We start from the raw sequence: 14060 nt of genomic DNA on the forward strand, positions 1-14060 counted from the left end.
CTCCTCCGCCTGAAGGAGAGGCATGAACGCGTTCCTGCTCTACACGGTCCAGGGCCTGGCGGCCGGTAGCTTCTACGCGCTGGCAGCGCTCGGCCTGGCGATCATCTTCGGCGTCCTCGGCGTGGTCAACTTCGCGCACGGCGCCTGCTACATGCTGGGCGCCGTCGTCGCCGCGGTCCTGCTGGACGTCACTGGTCTGACCTTCTGGCCGGCCCTGGTGGTCGTGCCGGTCCTGCTGTTCCTGTTCGGCGTCGTCATCGAGCGCCTCTTCGTGAGCCGGCTGGCCGAGCTCGACCCGCTCTACAACTTCCTGCTCACCTTCGGACTGTCCCTGCTGCTGGTGGACCTGATCAAGCGGCAGTATGGCGTGTCCGGCCTGCCGTACACCCGTCCCGAGGTGCTGTCGGGACAGCTGAGCCTGGGGAGCTTCCACCTGCCGACCTACCAGGTGTTCGTCTTCCTCTTCTCGCTGCTCGTGTGCGCCGGGGTCTGGCTGCTGATGACCCGCACCCGGATCGGCATGATCGTCCGCGCCTCCACCGAGAAGTCGGACCTCACCCGGGCACTCGGCGTCAACGTCAAGGCCTGGGTCACCCCCGTCTTCGGGTTCGGCATCGCCCTGGCCGGACTGGCCGGCGTGCTGGCCGCACCCTTCCGGGCCATCACCGCCGACATGGGGTCGAGCTTCATCATCATCCTGTTCGCAGTGGTCGTCATCGGCGGACTGGGCTCGATCGTGGGAGCGGTCGTGGCCGGGTTCCTGGTCGGGCTCGTCGAGGCCTACGGCCAGGCCTACGCACCCCAGCTGTCCCAGATCGTCATCTTCGTCCTCATGGCCCTGGTCATCCTGGCCCGACCGGCCGGCCTGTTCGGGCGGGAGGAGAACGCATGAGAAGCACGACCGACACCCCGGAGGCCGTCCAGGCCGGGCAGACCAGGCCGGGCCTGCGCGGCCGCTCCCCCGCCCGCTGGGCCCTCCTGGCGGTCGGGCTCGTCGTGGCGCTGGCGCTGCCCTGGGTCATCTACCCGCCGGTGGCGATGGACATCGCCGCCTGGGCACTGTTCGCCGTCGCCCTCGACCTGCTCCTCGGCTACGCAGGGCTGCTGTCCTTCGGCCACGCCGCCTTCTGGGGCAGCTCGGCCTACGTGACCGGCCTGGTGGCCATCGAGCTCGGTCTGCCGTTCCCCGTGGCCGCCCTGCTCGGTGCCGTCGCCGCCATGGCCCTGGCCCTCCCGATCGGCCTGCTCTCGGTCCGGCGCAGCGGCATCTACTTCGCCATGGTCACGCTGGCCTTCGCCCAGATGCTCTTCTTCGTGGTGAACCAGTGGCGCGACGTCACCGGTGGCGAGAACGGACTGCAGGGCGTGCCCCGCAACTTCTTCGGCATCGAGGCCGTCGAGACCGAGCCGTTCTACTTCTACTACGCCGCCCTGCCGCTCATCCTGGCCGGCATGTGGTTCGCCTGGCGCGTGGTCCACTCGCCGTTCGGCCGGGTGCTCGTCGCGACGAGGGACAACCCCGCCCGCGCACGCGCCCTCGGTTACAACGTGGAGCGCTACCGCGTCACGGTCTTCGTGCTCTCCGCGGGCCTGGCGGGCCTCGCCGGTGGACTGTTCGCCCTGAGCCACGGCTTCGTCTCGCTCCAGGAGGTCTCCTGGCAGACGTCGGGCAAGGTCGTCCTGATCACTGTCCTGGGAGGCATCGGCACCCTCTGGGGCGCGATCATCGGAGCCGGCCTGATCGTCACGCTGGAGGACCAGCTGGCCTCCTCCGGCTTCGACGGCATCGGCATCATCACCGGATCGGTGTTCGTCATCGTGGTCCTGCTGTTCCGCAGTGGGGTGTGGGGCACCGTGACCAACCTGGTCGCCCGGCGACGCGGTCAGAAGGTGCCGTCAGAGGACATCGGCGCCGCCGACAGCGAGCAGGGACTCTGAGCAGCGGACCGACCGGCACCCTGGGTCGGTCGGTCCGCCCCCGGCGGCGAGGTGCCCTCCGGCCCTCCTCCAGGCCGCCGTCAGGATGACTACCCGCCCGGGTTCCCTACCTGCGGTCCTACCCCTGCGGGCTCCCTACCCCCGGTCGGGCGGCCGGAGCACGCTGCGCAGGCGCAGGGCCAGCCCGAGCTCCAGCAGGTTCTCCGGGCTCTGCCAGCCGTCGCCCAGCAGCCGGCCGATCCGCTCGAGGCGCTGCGTCACCGTGTTGGGGTGGACGTGCAGCCGCTCACCGGCACAGGCCAGGTGCCGGTCCTGGGCGAGCCAGACCTCCAGCGTCTCCACCAGCGCGGTGCCGCGCTCGCGGTCGTAGTCGAGCAGGGTCCCCAGGCGTGCGCGCACGTGCTCGACCGGGTCGTGGCGGCCCATGAGCAACCCGACGAAACCCAGGGACGCGGCGTCGGCGACATCGCCCCGACGGCCGAGTGCCAGCAACGCGTCCAGGCAGCGGGCGGCCTCCTGGAAGGCCGCACGCAGCCCGTCCACCCCGGTGACCGGTCCTGCCACACCCACGGTGGGGACGGCTCGTCCGACAGGGACCGAGCCGGTGCCCGGCCCGGCCCGGCGCACCAGCCGTCGACCGGCCTCCAGCGGAGCGTCCCCCGGGACGACCAGCACAAGCCGCTCGCCCACGTCCGCGGTCAGGCCGTTGGAGTTGACGCCCAGGTCCACCGCGGCCTGCTTGAGGTGCGCATCGGCGCCGTCGACGACGAGCACGGCGTGCGGCCTGGCCAGGTCCGCGCCCAGCAGGCTGGCGCGCGCGGTCAGCGAGCCGGCGCCGGAGCGGCCGACGAGCAGGTCCACCAGGAGATCGCCACGCCTGCGCGTCTGTGCCTCGGAGACGCTGCGCTGCACCACCATGATGAGCGCGGCGGTCGTCGCCGCGCGCTCCAGGATCCGGCGTGCCACGTCGTCCACCTCGCTGCGGGTCAGCACCGCGGCGAGTGGTGCCCCGCCGGCGAACACGGGCGCGATGCTCACCCCCCGCTCGATATGGGTGCCGCTGTCACCGAAGGCGACCGTCACCAGGTCCAGCTCGTCACCCGCCGGAGCCTCCCCGGAGTCACTGGTCGCCAGGACGGCGCCGCGTGCGTCGATGATGTAGACCGGTTGCTGCAGCACCTGGTGCAGCTCGTGGGCCAGGTCCTCGAGCGAGCCGCCCTGGAGCACGACCCCGGTGAGTCGCTCGTGCGCGATGCTCGCCAGCTGCACACCCTCCACGTTCTGTCGCAGCAGGTCGCTGGTCGCCTTCAGGTCCGCCAGGGCGGCCTGGGTCTCCTTGATCCTGCGCGTGTTGTCGAGGGCGATCGCCGCGTGCCCCGCAAAGCTGGTGAGCAGGTCGGCGTCGGCCCGGCTGAACGGGCGCGCCTCGTGGTTGGCGGCATACAGCACACCGATCACCGTGCGTCCCAGCAGCAGCGGCACCCCGAGGATCGCCCGGAGGTCCTCCCCGCCGACCGCACGGTCGATGGGGGTGGTGTGGACGAACCGGGAGTCGTTGAAGTAGTCGGCGGTCATGTACGGGCGTGCGGTCTGGGCCACCAGGCCGCCCAGCCCCTCACCGAAGCCGAGCCGGACGTTGCGGAACTCCTCGGTGTGGATGCCCTGGGTGACCCGCATCGTGGTCACCCCCTGCTCGTCGTCGTTGAGGGACAGGTAGGACACGTCGCAGGCCAGGAGCGTCCGGGCACGGCGCACGATGGCCTCGAGGACGTCGTCGAGGTCCTTGAGCGCGGCCAGGTCGGCGACCGTGTCGAACAGCGCGGTGAGCTCGGCCTCCCGGCGGCGGTCCTGCTCGCGCAGGCCACGGGCGCGCAGGGCCAGGGCGTGCACTCGGTCCGCCTCCTCGCGACCCGCCGGGCCCGCGCTCCGGCGGAGCTCCTCGTAGTCGCCCAGCGGGCGGTCGTCGGCAAGCAGCGCGAGGAACCGCTCTCCGAAGCTCGGCTCACCCATGGCGACTCACTGTAGGTCACACACGGTCACGGAAGGGGTCGTTCCCTGGTGGCTCCCCCCGCCTCGGCCTCGACGACCCGCGCCGGATCCGCGACACTGACGCCATGGCTGGTTGTTGCGACCCCCGCGGCTGCGACCGCATGTTCACCCGTCGGTTCGCCGACTACCGCGCCAACCGCTACCGCAGCAAGGGCCTGGACAGCAGCCAGCTGCACCTGGTGCACTTCCTGGAGTCGGTGGGGATCGAGGGCCGCACAGTGCTGGAGATCGGCGGTGGCGTCGGCGAGCTGCAGCTCGACCTGCTCTCGAGAGGGGCCGCGACGGCCACCAACGTCGAGCTGGTCCGTTCCTACGACGCACCAGCTGCGGCCCTCGCGGAGGAGACCGGTCTGTCGCAGCAGGTGCACCGGCTCATCGGCGACGTGGCCGTCGAGCCCGATCTCGTCGCGCCCGCCGACCTGGTGGTCCTGCACCGGGTGGTCTGCTGCTACCCGGACGTCGAGGGCCTGCTGTCCGCGGCCGGCCGCCTCACGCGACGTGCCCTCGTGCTGAGCCATCCGCCATACTCCGTGGCGGCCCGCGGGGCGACCGGGCTGATCAACCTGGGACAACGCGTGATGGGCAGGCAGTACCGCGCCTTCGACCACGACCCCGAGCTGATGACGGCGGTACTGCGGGAGCAGGGGCTGACGGTGTCGCACCGGCGGCGCGGCCTGGTCTGGCAGGTCGTGGGCGCCGTGCGGGCCTGAGCGCCGCGGTGTGACACACGCCGTGCCGCCGGTCCTCGCACGACAGGTCGGGTGCCCGGCGACGGCTCACCGGGGTGACCGGCCGGGCACCCACACCGTCAGCAGCAGCCGCAGCCGCAGCCGGTGCAGCCGGCCGAGCAGTCGCAGGTGGAGCCGGTCAGCAGATCGGTCATCTCAGTCACCTCCCTCCGCGTGAGGAGGACACCAGGACGAGCCTGGCGGGGGCGCACAGTCGTCCGACGGCAGCGTCTGCACCATCGCCGACATCTGCGCCCGCAGGAGGGTCAGCCGTTCCAGCTCCGCGTCGACCTCGGCGATGCGGCGGCGCAGGTGCTGCTCCGCCGGCTCGCACGGACAGACTCCGGTGTCCCGGATCGCCAGCAGGTCGCCGATGTCGGTCAGCCGCAGACCGAGCCGCTGGCACCCCTGGATGAAGGCGAGCCGGTCCGCGGTGCCGGGGCCGTACTCGCGGTAGCCGGACGACGTGCGCTCTGGCGCGGGCAGCAGGCCCTCGCGCTCGTAGTAGCGGATGGTGTCCGTGCTGACGCCGGCCGCCCTCGCGAGCTGGCCGATCCGGAGACGCTCCGGCGTCGGGTTGGCGGCCCGGGGCACCGTCGTGGTGTTCATGTCACCGACGATAAACCTTGGACCTGACTCCAAGGTCAAGCCCGCACACCGTGCCTGGCGGGAGGCGCCCGGACACCCCCGGACCTAACGTCGGAGGCGTGTCCATGCATCCGGCCCGGGTCGGCATCTCCGGCTGGCGCTACCGTCCGTGGCGCGGCGTCTTCTACCCCAGCGGCCTGCCTCAGCGCCGCGAGCTCGAGCACGCGGCACGGTGCTTCGACACCATCGAGATCAATGGTTCGTTCTACTCCCTCCAGCGCCCCACGAGCTACCAGCGCTGGGCGGCGGAGACGCCCCCGGGCTTCGTCTTCTCGGTCAAGGGGCCGCGCTACGTCACCCATCTGCTGCGGCTGCGACACTCCCGGGTGCCCGTGGCCAACTTCTTCGCCTCCGGGGTGCTCGCCCTCGGTGACCGGCTCGGGCCGGTCCTGTGGCAGCTGCCCGAGAGCCACGCGTATGACGCGGAGCAGCTTGCCGGGTTCTTCGACCTGCTGCCCCGGTCGACCGCCGCCGCCCTCGAGCTGGCCCACGAGCACGACGACAAGGTCACCGACCGCACCTGGCTCGCGACGGACGCCGACCGCCCCCTCCACCATGTCCTCGAGGTGCGGAGCCCGACCTTCGCGGACAACCCGGAGTTCGTGGGGCTGTTGCGACACCACGACGTCGGGCTGGTCGTCGCCGACACCGCGGGCCGCTGGCCCGCCCTGGACGAGGTGACCTCCGACGTCGTCTACGTGCGGCTCCACGGTGACACGGAGCTCTACACGAGTGGCTACTCCGACGAGGCGTTGGCCGGCTGGGCGCGGCGCATCACCCGGTGGCGGGAGGCCGCCGACGTCTACGTCTACTTCGACAACGACGCGAAGGTGCACGCCCCGTTCGACGCGCTGCGACTGGCCGACCGGTTGGGGGTAGGCCCCGGGTCGCGGGACGCATGACCTGCCGACACGAGTCCCGGGCACGACACCGATCTCCGGCGTGATGGGCCTCGAGGCCCTCAGAACGTGAAGCGGGTGCAGTCCTTGGGGAAGTCGAACCAGGCCATCGCCCGTCGCGGCGCGATCACGCGCAGTCCACCGCCACCCTCGCCGGACCACGAGTCCGCGCCCGGGGCGTAGCCGCTGTCGGCGTACTTGCTGAAGGCGTCCGCCAGTCGTGACCCCAGACCGTCGGCGTCGGCCCGCGTGGCGACCGACTCGCCCTCGACGATCACCACCTCGGTGCCGCTCTCGAGGGTCAGGGTCACGGCCGGGTTCTGCTCGACGTTGCGGGTGTGCCGGGTGGTCGGCGCACCGTCGTACCAGAACCGGCCGTCCAGCCAGACGCCCCAGCGTGGCACCGCGTGCGGGGTGCCGTCGGGACGGACGCTGCAGATCCAGTAGTGCGCCGCACGCTCCAGCCGGGGCTCGACGTCTGACCAGGTCAGCAGACCCTCTGTGGTCTCCGGGAGGCCATAGCCCTCGGGGATCTCGGGACGGTCGGCACGTGGGGTGCCTGCTGTGGTGTCCATGTCACCGACGGTAGACCCGGCCTCCGACACCCGCGCGCCTCAGGGCGATCGTCCGTGGGATCGTCCGCCGGGCCGGCCCGGGACGTGCCGCGGTCCGGTCTCTAGTCGACCGGAGGCATCCGCACCCCGTCGGCCTCCAGCTGGGCGAGGACCTCCTCGTAGCGGGCCTCGACCTCGCGTTCCCGCTCCGGGTCCAGACCGTCGCGCCACCGACCGGGGTGCATCGACTCGGCCCCGACCACGTCGTCGAAGAAGCGCCTCATGGACTCGTCCTCCGGCAGCCCCACGAACTCGAGGAGAGCGGCATACTCCTCCTCCCGCCGGGTCACGACCAGCGACTCGAGCCGGATGGTGCGCACCTGCCCGGGGACCGCCTGCTGCATGGACCGGTCGATCACCCGCATCTCCCGGCCCCACCAGGTCAGGGCCGACATGATGTCGTTCGGGCCCCAGTTGCGGCGCGCCACGGAAGCGGCCACGTCACGCCCGTCACGCACCATGTGGATCACCCGGCCCTGCGGGAACATCCGGCAGAGCGCCTCGGCGCGCTTGCCGTTCGGTGGGGTCATCTCCACCCAGGTCCGAGCCCCTCCGCGCGCGGTGTGCGGTGCCAGCACCTGACTCATGAACTGCCGGCACGCCCCCCAGGGGTCGGCCGGGTAGGCGTCGTGCAGGTCGGCGAGGGCCTCGTCGACCTCCGCCTCGGTCGCGACGACATGGACACCGCGGGGACCGTTCTTGTTGGGGCGCTTGCGGAACCACGTCTCGCGCATCTTCGCCTCGAACGCCGCGACGTCCACCGCGCCCTCACCCAGGTCGGCGAGGCCCCCGGTGTCCACCTGGAAGCTCACCTCCACGGGCACCAGCGCGACCTCAGGGTGCGCGCCGAGGAGCTGGGCAGCGATCGTCGTGCCGCTGCGCCCGGTCCCCCCGGTGAAGAAGGGGCCGACAGGTGGGTTCGATCCGGTGGTCACGATGGTGAGAGCTCCTCGGGTGCGGACGGTTGGGCCCAGCAGCCTAGGACACCAACCCGGGTGACCCCTGGATACCCCTCAGTCCCGCCCGAGCAGGTCGTAGCGCTCGATGGTCTCGTCCCGCCCCGGACCGACGCCGATCGCCGAGACCCTGGCACCGATGAGCTCCTCGAGACGCAACACGTAGTTGCGGGCGTTCTCGGGCAGCTCCTCGAAGGTGCGGCACTGGCTGATGTCCTCCCACCAGCCGGGCAGCTCCTCGTAGATCGGGGTGGCGTGGTGGAAGTCGGACTGGCTGACCGGCATCGAGTCGTGCCGGGTGCCCTGCACGTCGTAGGCCACACACACCGGAACCTTCTCCAGCCCGGTGAGCACGTCCAGCTTGGTGATGACGAAGTCGGTGACGCCGTTGATCCGCTGGGCGTAGCGCCCCATCACCGCGTCCACCCAGCCGCAGCGTCGCGGGCGTCCGGTCGTGGTGCCGTACTCCGCACCCGTCTTGCGCAGGAACTCGCCCATGTCGTCGTGCAGCTCGGTCGGGAACGGTCCCTCGCCGACCCGGCTCGTGTAGGCCTTCAGGATCCCGATCACGCTGGAGATGCGCGTCGGCGCGACGCCCGACCCGGTGCAGGCCCCACCCGAGGTCGCGTTGGAGGATGTCACGAACGGGTAGGTGCCGTGGTCGACGTCCAGCAGCGTGGCCTGACCGGCCTCGAAGAGCACGGTCTGGTCCTGGTCCAGCGCCTCGTTGAGGAGCAGCGCCGTGTCGCGGACCATCGGCCGGATCCGCTCGGCGTGCCTGAGCAGCTCCTCCATGACCTCCTCGACCTCGATCGCGCGGCGGTTGTAGATCTTGAGCAACAGCTGGTTCTTGGTGTCCAGGGCTGCGGTGACCTTCTGGCGCAGGATCGACTCGTCATACAGGTCCTGCATCCGGATGCCGACCCGGCTCATCTTGTCCGCGTAGGTCGGGCCGATGCCCCGGCCGGTCGTGCCCAGCCTGCGGCTGCCCAGGAACCGCTCCGTCACCTTGTCGAGCACCCGGTTGTAGGGCGGGATGACGTGGGCGTTGGCGCTGATGACCAGGCGGGAGGTGTCCACGCCGCGGGCCTCGAGCCCGTCCAGCTCCTGGATGAGCACACCGAGGTCGACCACGACACCGTTGGCGATCACCGGGACGACGCCGGGGCTGAGGATGCCCGAGGGCAACAGGTGCAGCGCGTACTTCTGGTCACCGATCACCACCGTGTGGCCGGCGTTGTTGCCACCGTTGAACTTGACCACGTAGTCGACGCTGCTGCCCAGGAGGTCGGTCGCCTTGCCCTTGCCCTCATCGCCCCACTGGGCTCCTACCAGGACCACTGCCGGCATACTGCCACCTCGCTGTCGAGAATTGTCAGAGGTCAGGGTATCGGTCGTGGGCGGTGGCGTTGCCGACACCCGCCCCCGGGTGGCCGGGCAGAGGCCGTCGAGGAAGAAGAATGGCGGGGGCGCCAACCGATCGGGCGCCGGGGAGCGTTCACAGGGTAGGAGGTACCCATGCCCGACCCAGGTGAGACCTACGTCGCGTACGTCAGGGCCCGCCAGTCAGCGCTGCTTCGCTCCGCGGCACTGATCACGGGTGATCCCCACCGGGCACAGGACCTCCTGCAGGATGCGCTGATCAAGCTGGCCGCACGTTGGGAGCGGGTCAGCCAGGGCAGCCCGGACGCCTTCGTCCGACGGGTGATGTATCGCGACAACATCTCCCAGTGGCGGCGGCACGGGCGTGAGGTGTTGGTCGGCGACGTGGCCGAGGGAGCACGACCGGTCGGGGCAACCAGTCCGGTCGATCCCTCGGCCCGCGTCACCGGCCTGGATGTACGGCGGGCTCTGCTGGAGCTCACCGACAAGCAGCGCACGGTGCTGGTGCTGCGCTACTACGACGACCTGTCCGAGACCCAGATCGCGCAGACCCTCGGGGTCAGCAACGGCACGGTCAAGAGCCAGGCGCACGCCGGCCTACGCCGGCTGAGGCAGCTGCTCCCGCAGGCTGCCGAGGCACTCGTCGGAACGGAGGAGACGACATGAGTGACGAGGAGATCCGCGATCTACTCGACCTCGCGGCAGAGGACATGGAGTTCGGCCGCCCGATCGAGGCGGAGGACACCTGGGCCGCCGGGCGGCGGTCCCGCACGACCTCGCGCGCCTGGGGCACCGGGTTCCTGGCCGCCGCCGCTGCGGCCGTCGTCGGCATCGTGTGGACGCAGGGTCTCGGCGGGAGTGGCGAGGTGCCGCTGCCACCTGCAGCAGAATCCGGCCCCGTTCCCACCGACAACGGCCCGGCGGGCACCGACCCGACCGGCCCGGACGACCCGCTCGCGTCCGCGTCCGGACCACTGGAGGAGACCGACGGGGTGAGCGACTTCACCCACAGCCCCACGGAAGGTGAGGCCGAGGAGCCCACCGGCACGATCGGCATACCCGACGAGGTCGGCACGCCGACGGTCCTGGTGATGTCCGAGGGCGAGTGGGCACCGTCCGGAGAGCTCACTCCGCTCACCGCCGAGGAGGCGGTCGACCGGCGCTGGATGCTCGTCGAGACGGACGGGGACACCCCCCGGGTCGACTCTCCGGAGAGTGACTACGGGCTGACCTTCGACGACTCAGGCGTGCACGTCCGGTCGTGCGGTGTCGATGTCACCGTGACGGGGGCCGTGCAGGACGGGACGTTCAGCACCACCGGCCGCGTGGAGACCGTCGAGGATCCGGACCCGGGTGTGGACTGTCCGGTGCCGGTCACCCCGGATGAGTGGGCCCAGATCCTGACCAGTAAGCCACGACTCAGCACGGACGGTGAGATCCTGCTGATCGCCGGCACCGCCGGTGACGCGTCGCCGGAGCCGGCCGGGCTGGCGCTACTGCCGGACGGTGTGGATGACCCCCGGGGTGGGCCCACCACGGTCGTCACCGCCGAGGACCTCTCCGCAGGCCTCACCGAGGTGCCCGGCGAAGTCGCCTCGCAGGAGGTGGGCGTCTCCGACAGCCGCGACCCGCAACCGGACCACGCGACGACCCTGACCATGGAGGGCGGGTTCGTGACGGTCGACGTCGGGTGCGCCGAGCCGCTGCGCGGACCCGCGTGGTTCTCGCACGTCGGCCCGGAGTCGTTCAACTGGCAGCTCACCGCTGCCCTGCCCGACGAGCCGGGGTGCGAGGGCGCCGCAGCCGAGGACGCCGAGCTGTGGCAGCAGATGCTCGCGCACGGGACGTTCCTGCACCACTTCGGTGACTACGTCGTCGTGGACTCCTGGGCGGATCCCGCCCTCAACGGCTCCGGGAGCTGACTGCGGCACGGACGCTCTGCAGAAGACGTCAGTCGCCGCCACGGCTCTGCATCTGTGACGTCATGCGACATCTTCTGCAGAGCGCAGAGCGCTACCAGCGTCTTCTGCAGAGCGCAGAGCACCGCCCGCGCCTTCTGCGGAGCGCAGAGCGCCACGCGTGACTACTTGAGCAGGCCACGCCGGCTGACGGCCAGGCCGAGCTGGAACCGGGTCTCCACGCCGTGCTCGTCCATCAGCGCCGAGACCCGGCGGCGGACGGTGCGCAGGCCCATGCCGAGGTGCCGGGCGATGGCCTCGTCCTTGAACCCCAGGGCGAGCAGCTCCAGCAGCCGCAGGTCCGCCTGCGCCGCGCCGCCCTCGTGGACCGGGTCGGCGCGCCGCCACAGCTCCTCGAACAGGGCGGTGAACATCGTCTGCACATTCGTCGACCGCACCAGCAGCATGTCCGGGGCACGCACGACCGGCTCGTCCTCGTCGGCGAGCAGCACGCCGCCGTCACCGAAGATGATGAAGTCGAGCGGGACGTCCTCGAGGTAGCGCTGCCGCTCGCCGGCGGTCGCCCGCGCCTCGGCCAGCTGCCGCCAGCCCGGGTCCTCCAGCACCGACAGCGGGAACACCGACTGCTGCTCGCGACCGCCGGCCATCATCTCGGCCCGGAGCCGGCGCACGGCCTCGAGGTGGCCGGGACCGCGGGCAAGGGTGCTGGTGACCTGCCGCAGGACGCCCCGCGAGGAGCGGGCCAGGCGCTCGATCGCGCTCGGCACCTCCGAGGCAGGAATCCGCTCCCAGGGAGGCACCCTCGGACCCGACTCCAGCAGACCCTGCCGGTAGTCGGCCTCGTAGGTCTCGATGGCCACGCGCACGTCGATGAGGGCCTGCCTCCGCGCCGCGAGCTCGGCCTCCTCCCCCTCCAGGAGACGGCCGAGCGTGAGCCGCGGGTCGTCGGCATGGATCACCGCCCCCTCAGTGAGGTGGATGAGCCGGAGCGACTCGAGCTCCGCGAGCTGTCGGGCTGCCTTCGTCCGCGTCCAGCCCAACTCGGCCGCGTGCTCCTCGATCGTCGCGGGCGCCCGGCGCAGAACGTGCCGATACAGCACGCGCGCCTGGTCGCTGAGGTGAACCGCCGAAGGTTGACTGTTCATGCATGGCAGGTTACGGCCAGTGGCACAGTGATGCCACTATTCGCGCAAAACGTGAGGCAGTATCTATACCCGTCGGACGCACCGTACGGGGACGCGAGGTTCGACGACGGGGGGAAGCGGCCGGGGCCGCCGTCTTCGGACGGGGCCACCGGCCGCCTCCATGTCCGGCCCGAACCTCCCTCACATCGCGCAGAAGGCGGTCCGAACCTCCCTCAAATGGCGGAGAAGGCGGTCCGAACCTCCCTCAAATCGCGCAGGAGGCGGTCCGAACCTCCCCAAAAATGGGTCAGAGACCGAGCTCGCGCGCTGCGTCGGCCGAGGAGTCGCGCAGGAAGTCGGCGCAGCGCCGTTCCTCGTCGGACTCACCGATCCGTCCCGCCGCCTTCGCGAGTGCCGCGAGCGCGCGCAGGAACCCACGGTTGGGTTCGTGGCTCCAGGGGATCGGCCCCTGGCCCTTCCACCCGGACCGGCGCAACGCGTCCAGCCCCCGGTGGTAGCCGGTGCGGGCGAAGGCGTAGGCCTCCAGGTCATCACCCTCGGACAGGGCGTGCTCGGCCAGGGCGGCCCACGCCATACTCGAGGTCGGCTGCGACGCCGCAACCTCGCGAGGGTCGACGCCCTGCTCCAGCCGCGCCGCGGCCCCGTCCTCGGGGAGCAACGTCTCCGGGATGCCCATCAGGTTCCCGCCACCCATCACGGCCCCGCTCCCCAGACTCATCGGTGCGTCCCCGCCGACCGCAGGTGCTCGCACGCCTCCACGACCCGAGCGGCCATGTTGGCCTCGGCCTCCTTGCCCCAGGTGCGGGGGTCATACATCTTCTTGTTGCCGACCTCGCCGTCGATCTTCAGCACGCCCTCGTAGTTGCTCAGCATGAAGCCGGCGACCGGCCGGGTGAAGGCGTACTGGGTGTCGGTGTCGATGTTCATCTTGACGACGCCGTAGTCGACGGCGTCGGAGATCTCCTGCGCGCTGGAGCCCGAGCCGCCGTGGAAGACCAGGTCGAACGGACGCTCCCCCTCGCCCAGCCCCCTGGCCTGGACGACGGCCTCCTGCGCGGCCTTGAGGATCTCCGGACGCAGCTTGACGTTGCCCGGCTTGTAGACGCCGTGCACGTTGCCGAAGGTCAGGGCGGTCAGGTAACGCCCCTTCTCGCCCAGCCCGAGCGCCTCGACGGTCGCCAGCGCGTCCTCGGGCGTGGTGTAGAGCTTGTCGTTGATCTCGTTGGCCACGCCGTCCTCCTCGCCGCCGACGACACCGATCTCGACCTCGAGGATGATCCGGGCCTCAGCGGCCTGCGCGAGCAGCTCCTCGGCGAGCTGCAGGTTCTCCTCGAGCGGCACCGCGGAGCCGTCCCACATGTGCGACTGGAAGTAGGGCAGCCCCCCGCCCTTCACCCGCTCGATCGAGGCCTGGAGCAGCGGCCGCACGAAGCCGTCCAGCTTGTCCTTGGGGCAGTGGTCGGTGTGCAGCGCGATGTTGACGTCGTAGCTCTTGGCCACCTCCTCGGCGTACGCGGCGAAGGCCAGCGAGCCGGTCACCATGTTCTTGACGCTCGGCCCCGAGAGATACTCCGCACCGCCCGTGGAGATCTGGATGATGCCGTCGCTGCCCGCGTCGGCGAAGCCCCGCAGGGCCGCGTTGAGCGTCTGGCTGGAGGTCACGTTGATGGCCGGGTAGGCGAAGTGCTCCGCCTTGGCCCGGTCGAGCATGTCGGCGTAGACCTCTGGTGTCGCGATGGGCATGGGTCCTCCTCGATGAGGTGCGGGTGAGCGGTCCTTGC

At 71.0% G+C, this 14060-nt stretch carries 14 protein-coding genes; 6 read left to right on the forward strand and 8 right to left on the reverse strand.

What is annotated here, in order from left to right; translation table 11 throughout:
• Positions 1–22: 22 nt before the first annotated feature.
• Both DA085_RS00645 and DA085_RS00650 read left to right on the forward strand, forming a co-directional pair.
• On the forward strand, positions 23–892 hold the full coding sequence (locus DA085_RS00645; RefSeq protein WP_109471000.1) for a branched-chain amino acid ABC transporter permease: 870 nt from the start codon (positions 23–25) through the stop codon (positions 890–892).
• Positions 889–1938, forward strand: a complete 1050-nt coding sequence (locus tag DA085_RS00650; RefSeq protein ID WP_109471001.1) for a branched-chain amino acid ABC transporter permease — start codon at positions 889–891, stop codon at positions 1936–1938. Before DA085_RS00645 ends, DA085_RS00650 begins: the two co-directional genes overlap by 4 nt.
• A gap of 135 nt (positions 1939–2073) precedes the next feature.
• Here DA085_RS00650 and DA085_RS00655 read toward each other — a convergent pair whose 3' ends face one another.
• Positions 2074–3948, reverse strand: coding sequence for a helix-turn-helix domain-containing protein (locus tag DA085_RS00655; RefSeq protein WP_109471002.1), 1875 nt, complete (start codon positions 3946–3948; stop codon positions 2074–2076).
• 140 nt (positions 3949–4088) lie between these two features.
• On the opposite strand from DA085_RS00655, the gene DA085_RS00660 reads away from it, so the two are divergent.
• Complete coding sequence (locus DA085_RS00660; RefSeq protein ID WP_109471003.1) at positions 4089–4697, forward strand: class I SAM-dependent methyltransferase; 609 nt, start codon at positions 4089–4091, stop codon at positions 4695–4697.
• A gap of 174 nt (positions 4698–4871) precedes the next feature.
• Here DA085_RS00660 and DA085_RS00665 read toward each other — a convergent pair whose 3' ends face one another.
• Positions 4872–5324, reverse strand: a complete 453-nt coding sequence (locus tag DA085_RS00665) for a heavy metal-responsive transcriptional regulator (RefSeq protein ID WP_109471004.1) — start codon at positions 5322–5324, stop codon at positions 4872–4874.
• Positions 5325–5428: 104 nt separating this feature from the next.
• Between DA085_RS00665 and DA085_RS00670 the strand changes: the two genes are divergently transcribed.
• Positions 5429–6265 (forward strand): DUF72 domain-containing protein, encoded by an 837-nt coding sequence (locus DA085_RS00670; RefSeq protein ID WP_109471208.1) that lies wholly within the window; start codon positions 5429–5431, stop codon positions 6263–6265.
• A gap of 59 nt (positions 6266–6324) precedes the next feature.
• Here DA085_RS00670 and DA085_RS00675 read toward each other — a convergent pair whose 3' ends face one another.
• From DA085_RS00675 to DA085_RS00685, 3 genes are all read right to left on the reverse strand, one after another.
• A complete protein-coding gene (locus tag DA085_RS00675; RefSeq protein WP_109471209.1) occupies positions 6325–6837 on the reverse strand; it encodes a pyridoxamine 5'-phosphate oxidase family protein in 513 nt (170 codons plus the stop codon).
• A gap of 101 nt (positions 6838–6938) precedes the next feature.
• Complete coding sequence (locus DA085_RS00680) at positions 6939–7811, reverse strand: sulfotransferase family protein (RefSeq protein WP_161958365.1); 873 nt, start codon at positions 7809–7811, stop codon at positions 6939–6941.
• Positions 7812–7889: 78 nt separating this feature from the next.
• Complete coding sequence (locus DA085_RS00685) at positions 7890–9182, reverse strand: adenylosuccinate synthase (protein WP_109471006.1); 1293 nt, start codon at positions 9180–9182, stop codon at positions 7890–7892.
• A 168-nt stretch (positions 9183–9350) separates the two neighbouring features.
• On the opposite strand from DA085_RS00685, the gene DA085_RS00690 reads away from it, so the two are divergent.
• Both DA085_RS00690 and DA085_RS00695 read left to right on the forward strand, forming a co-directional pair.
• Positions 9351–9881 (forward strand): SigE family RNA polymerase sigma factor, encoded by a 531-nt coding sequence (locus DA085_RS00690; protein ID WP_109471007.1) that lies wholly within the window; start codon positions 9351–9353, stop codon positions 9879–9881.
• Positions 9878–11137: a hypothetical protein gene (locus tag DA085_RS00695; RefSeq protein WP_109471008.1), complete on the forward strand. Its 1260-nt coding sequence runs from the start codon at positions 9878–9880 to the stop codon at positions 11135–11137. The genes DA085_RS00690 and DA085_RS00695 overlap by 4 nt, the downstream gene beginning before the upstream one ends.
• A gap of 161 nt (positions 11138–11298) precedes the next feature.
• Here the strand turns inward: DA085_RS00695 and DA085_RS00700 are convergent, their stop codons facing one another.
• The 3 genes from DA085_RS00700 to fbaA all read right to left on the reverse strand — a co-directional run bounded on the left by DA085_RS00700 (position 11299) and on the right by fbaA (position 14022).
• Positions 11299–12279, reverse strand: a complete 981-nt coding sequence (locus DA085_RS00700; RefSeq protein WP_154402050.1) for a hypothetical protein — start codon at positions 12277–12279, stop codon at positions 11299–11301.
• Positions 12280–12565: 286 nt separating this feature from the next.
• Positions 12566–12997: a DUF3151 domain-containing protein gene (locus tag DA085_RS00705; protein WP_237565232.1), complete on the reverse strand. Its 432-nt coding sequence runs from the start codon at positions 12995–12997 to the stop codon at positions 12566–12568.
• On the reverse strand, positions 12994–14022 hold the full coding sequence (gene fbaA / locus DA085_RS00710; protein WP_109471011.1) for a class II fructose-bisphosphate aldolase: 1029 nt from the start codon (positions 14020–14022) through the stop codon (positions 12994–12996). Before fbaA ends, DA085_RS00705 begins: the two co-directional genes overlap by 4 nt.
• Between the last annotated feature and the right edge of the window lie 38 nt (positions 14023–14060).

Origin of the sequence: Ornithinimicrobium cavernae, from assembly GCF_003121625.1 — a bacterium.
In the GTDB taxonomy this organism is placed as follows: Bacteria; Actinomycetota; Actinomycetes; order Actinomycetales; family Dermatophilaceae; genus Ornithinicoccus; species Ornithinicoccus cavernae.

Coding starts and splice junctions, on each gene's coding strand:
- DA085_RS00675 (WP_109471209.1), bottom strand. CDS start 6,837: ATGGACACCACAGCAGGCACCCCACGTGCCGACCGTCCCGAGATCCCC.
- DA085_RS00645 (WP_109471000.1), top strand. CDS start 23: ATGAACGCGTTCCTGCTCTACACGGTCCAGGGCCTGGCGGCCGGTAGC.
- DA085_RS00655 (WP_109471002.1), bottom strand. CDS start 3,948: ATGGGTGAGCCGAGCTTCGGAGAGCGGTTCCTCGCGCTGCTTGCCGAC.
- DA085_RS00670 (WP_109471208.1), top strand. CDS start 5,429: ATGCATCCGGCCCGGGTCGGCATCTCCGGCTGGCGCTACCGTCCGTGG.
- DA085_RS00705 (WP_237565232.1), bottom strand. CDS start 12,997: ATGAGTCTGGGGAGCGGGGCCGTGATGGGTGGCGGGAACCTGATGGGC.
- DA085_RS00695 (WP_109471008.1), top strand. CDS start 9,878: ATGAGTGACGAGGAGATCCGCGATCTACTCGACCTCGCGGCAGAGGAC.
- DA085_RS00685 (WP_109471006.1), bottom strand. CDS start 9,182: ATGCCGGCAGTGGTCCTGGTAGGAGCCCAGTGGGGCGATGAGGGCAAG.
- DA085_RS00650 (WP_109471001.1), top strand. CDS start 889: ATGAGAAGCACGACCGACACCCCGGAGGCCGTCCAGGCCGGGCAGACC.
- DA085_RS00665 (WP_109471004.1), bottom strand. CDS start 5,324: ATGAACACCACGACGGTGCCCCGGGCCGCCAACCCGACGCCGGAGCGT.
- DA085_RS00660 (WP_109471003.1), top strand. CDS start 4,089: ATGTTCACCCGTCGGTTCGCCGACTACCGCGCCAACCGCTACCGCAGC.
- DA085_RS00700 (WP_154402050.1), bottom strand. CDS start 12,279: ATGAACAGTCAACCTTCGGCGGTTCACCTCAGCGACCAGGCGCGCGTG.
- fbaA (WP_109471011.1), bottom strand. CDS start 14,022: ATGCCCATCGCGACACCAGAGGTCTACGCCGACATGCTCGACCGGGCC.
- DA085_RS00690 (WP_109471007.1), top strand. CDS start 9,351: ATGCCCGACCCAGGTGAGACCTACGTCGCGTACGTCAGGGCCCGCCAG.